This window comes from Bacillus nitratireducens, assembly GCF_036320425.1.
GTDB classification, from domain to species: Bacteria; Bacillota; Bacilli; order Bacillales; family Bacillaceae_G; genus Bacillus_A; species Bacillus_A nitratireducens.
This window is the reverse complement of record NZ_JAUMJO010000069.1, coordinates 1-241: the sequence shown is the minus strand read 5'-3', so window position 1 is coordinate 241 and position 241 is coordinate 1. Positions and strand designations below refer to the sequence as shown.

The window sequence follows — 241 nt, the reverse complement described above, 5'->3', positions numbered from 1 at the left end:
GGTCCCAACTACCATCGGCGCTAGAGAGCTTAACTTCCGTGTTCGGTATGGGAACGGGTGTGACCTCTCTGCCATCATCACCAAACTATGAAGGCATATTCCTTCAAAACTAGATAACATTTGCTACATATTATATGGTTAAGTCCTCGATCTATTAGTATTCGTCAGCTCCACATGTCACCATGCTTCCACCTCGAACCTATCAACCTGATCATCTTTCAGGGATCTTACTAGCTTACGC

At 44.8% G+C, this 241-nt stretch carries 2 rRNA genes; both read right to left on the bottom strand.

The window, feature by feature from the left end:
• Positions 1 to 85 (bottom strand): 5S ribosomal RNA (rrf, locus tag Q3V31_RS30890); the annotation flags it as partial.
• Positions 86 to 134: 49 nt separating this feature from the next.
• Positions 135 to 241, bottom strand: a 23S ribosomal RNA gene (locus Q3V31_RS30885); the annotation flags it as partial.